A 3,260-nucleotide genomic window follows, 5' to 3' on the forward strand; every position below is an offset into this window, starting at 1 on the left:
TACATTTAGATTTTCGGGTCAAACCCGAAAATGACAAAAAAGATACTTTTAGGACATTCCCATGCCATTGTCCACGCTATTTGCTGCGTTTTGCTTCGATTGCCTTTTTTACGCCTTCTGCAAAAAGCTGATTCTGGTCTGAACGCTCTGGAACAGAAAACAAAGGACCTCCGTCTTTTTCTGAAATGCGGTAAAGCTTGGAAGAATTCGCATCGTAAGCCGGGCTTGAAGGATTGTTTATCCACCAGTCCAAAACTGAAACAGTGCAAAGCGTGTACTTTATAAGATTCGCATTTGTGGCGGCTGTAACATCGTCATCTCTTTTTGCGCCAAGAAGCACATCAATTCTTTTTGAAACCGCATTTGGCAAATCGAACGTGTAACGGTCCCATGGATTCAAAACGCCAAGCACAGTTTTCTTTCCAGCGGAATTCTCATCGATTCTGCGGACAAGAGCCGTAAGAACGCTTCTCATGTAGTCGGTGCGGGCTGCAAGAGGTCTGTACTTTGCATCATTTACGGGCTTCTGCAAAACCGGAGCGTTGAACTTGTAGTTTGGAAGAAAATAAAATTTTATGCGCCACAAAATATTGTTCAAGTTTTCCTTGCCGAATTTACTCTGGGCATATTCCTTCTGCGAGTAAATTGAATTCACATAGGAACGCAAATAGTCGCCAAGCTTTTTTGCAAACAAATCTTCATAATAAGAAGCCCAGTCTTCCATTGCAGAATCAAGCTTGTCCGGATAGGCGGCAAGTTTTTCGTCCGCTTCAATATTGAACTTTATGTTCCGACAGCCTTTTAGGAAATCTTCGATAATCAAAATAAGAACAATCGTTACCTGCAAAGGATTTTCAGGCGCAATAACGTTGAATCCGTCTTCAAAATTGTAAATTGGATTAAAGTACGGGAACAAATCCGGATGCCGCTCCAAGTGAAGAAATCCTGCCTGCGGAAAAAGCTGGTCAAGAATTTTAAGCCCCATATTTACAATTTCGTTTTTTTCGCCTGCAATATGGTGAACTTCTTGCTTTTTCTTTTCTTGTGCCTCTTCCTGCTTTTTTTCTTTTTTCTTTTTTTCAGGAAGAAGAAGGTCGAACTTTGAAATTCCAAGGAATTTAAGAATTTCTACAATTTTGACTTTAAAGAAATCCGGGAACTCAACAAATTCATCTGAAGACATTCTCATTAAAAGCGGATACATTCCCTGAATAATCTGGTCATGCACGTAAAGCCATTCCGTTACACCTTGCTTTACCAAAGTCTGAAGTTTTGCTTTGTCCGCATTCGGAAATTCAGCAAGATCCGTGTAAATGTCTTTTATTAAAAGCGAAACCTGCTGCTCGCCAATATAGTAAACGGTCAGAAGCTGCCTGTAAACCGCCCGCACAAAAGGAATAAGCATAGGAACTGTAAGATAGTCCGAAGCGTTTTCAACATCCATTGCCAGAAGCTTGATGTCGCGGAGTGTCCACTTGCCAACGGTTCTAAGAAACTTAAATTTAAGGTCGGTTTCTGTAGCGATTTTGGCTTTGTATACATCCGGGGAAATCTGAATAAATGTTTTTATAGTTCCGATAAAAGACTGAATGTGGTCAACGTGGCGGCGCACAATGTATTCACCGAATTTTTTCTGCACACGCTCGCGGTTCTTGGCAGACATTCTATAGAAGAAGTTGAACAAGCCAAAGTCCGGCTTAATATCACAGCCAGGAGCCATCATGGTTTTGTCCATAAGCTTTAAGTCATGCGCGGAAATCTCAGGCAAATCATCGTCCGTGCGTATTTTTTTTGCAGAAGCCTTTATTCCGCCCACAGCCGCCGAAGAAAACGATGAGCCGAACGACGCGCTTTGAGACGAAATATCCGAAGCAGATCTTCCAGACGCTTTTACCACAACATCCTGCCTTCTCCTGTTTGCCGGCATGTTTGAATAGTCCGCTGGAGATAATTTTTCGCGGAGAACTTCACCGCCAAGTTTTTTCTGCATAAAAAGAGCCTCATTAGCATCTATTGGTCCGATATTTTTCCGGGTTTTGTCAAGCGTGCCGGGTTCAAGTGTCCGCTTTGGGCGGTTCTCATTTTCCATAAATACTCCTCAAGAACTGCAAAAATTTAAAGACGTATCAAGTAATTTTCGGAAATTCCTGCAAGAGATTTGAATGAAACTTTTTCACCGCTTGCAGTAATTAAAGTTCCTTCAAAGCTGCCGTATATTGTATGGTACACGCTGCGCACAATAAACGCATTTACGTTGTTAACGCAGATTGAAACAGGCGTAAATGTAAGATCAACCATGTTTTCTGTGTCCTGAATGACCCACTTTTTGTTCATGCCTGAATAATGCGAAATAACAACAGGCGGAAGCGGAGTAGCCTTTCCGTCGTAAAAAAGAACATTGCAGTTGTATTTGTCCGTGTCCACGCTTTCATGCGACTCAGAAGCAAGCTTGAACGCAATTTTCTTTCCATTCACTTCTCCAAATCCAAGCACAGATTTTCCATGCGAGCGGAATTTCATATAGGTGCGCGTCATGTCGAACGAACAAACCCCATCGGATTCCGACATGGTTTTGGTTTCGCCACTGTTGTAGGCAAGAGTAAGAGAGCCGTGCAAAGGAAGAACAGAATTGTAGCTTGCATAGCTTCGTCTTAAAGTAGGATTTGGTCGCACAGAAGTAAGCTCTGCAAACTGGGCATCGTTGAACACTGCGGAAAAAGCTCCACGCGCGGAAGGACGCACAGAATCTCCCTTCAAGTCAAATATAACAGAAAGCCTGTTCTGCTCCCTGTTCCAACTGATTCTTGTATAACGCCGTTTGCTGTAGTTTGAAGTTGAAGCCGCTTCAAGGTTATGCGGAATAAGCCTCTTTCTTGGCCCCATGAGCGAATGATAAGCAAAACGCTGAGAAGTATTTTTGTTCCAAAACACAACTTCTGAAAATCCAGCAATTTTTGCGTCTATAAAACTTATGCGCCCGATATATTCCCCGATATTGAACGAAAATATAAGGCGGCTCTTTATGCGAAGGTTTGTTATAAAAGTCGGAAGCGGAATTACTCCATAAGGCCTATAAACTCCGCGGATGTCAAAACGCTTAGGATGCCCCCGGAACGTACCAAACACTGGCCGCCCGTTCTGAACAAATGACGGAGGAATTTCCTGCAAATCTCGTGTGTACATATATATAACTATTTTAACATTACGTGCAGCTAAAGTCTATGGAGGGAGGAAAACCAACCAGGGCAAACGCATGTAAA

At 42.5% G+C, this 3,260-nt stretch carries 2 protein-coding genes; both read right to left on the reverse strand.

Annotation, left to right across the window (positions count from 1 at the left end):
- Positions 1–76 precede the first annotated feature (76 nt).
- Positions 77–2,089 carry a hypothetical protein gene (locus B4C08_RS02055; RefSeq protein ID WP_296662370.1) on the reverse strand — a complete coding sequence of 671 codons (2,013 nt, stop codon included), beginning with the start codon at positions 2,087–2,089 and terminating at the stop codon, positions 77–79.
- Between the two features lie 26 nt (positions 2,090–2,115).
- Positions 2,116–3,183, reverse strand: coding sequence for a DUF2804 domain-containing protein (locus B4C08_RS02060; RefSeq protein ID WP_296662373.1), 1,068 nt, complete (start codon positions 3,181–3,183; stop codon positions 2,116–2,118).
- Positions 3,184–3,260 lie beyond the last annotated feature (77 nt).

The sequence above is a fragment of the Treponema sp. UBA753 genome (assembly GCF_002297325.1).
GTDB lineage: Bacteria > Spirochaetota > Spirochaetia > Treponematales > Treponemataceae > Treponema_D.

Bases quoted from the DNA above. Each gene is read 5' to 3' on its own strand.
- B4C08_RS02055 (WP_296662370.1), bottom strand. From the start codon at position 2,089: ATGGAAAATGAGAACCGCCCAAAGCGGACACTTGAACCCGGCACGCTT.
- B4C08_RS02060 (WP_296662373.1), bottom strand. From the start codon at position 3,183: ATGTACACACGAGATTTGCAGGAAATTCCTCCGTCATTTGTTCAGAAC.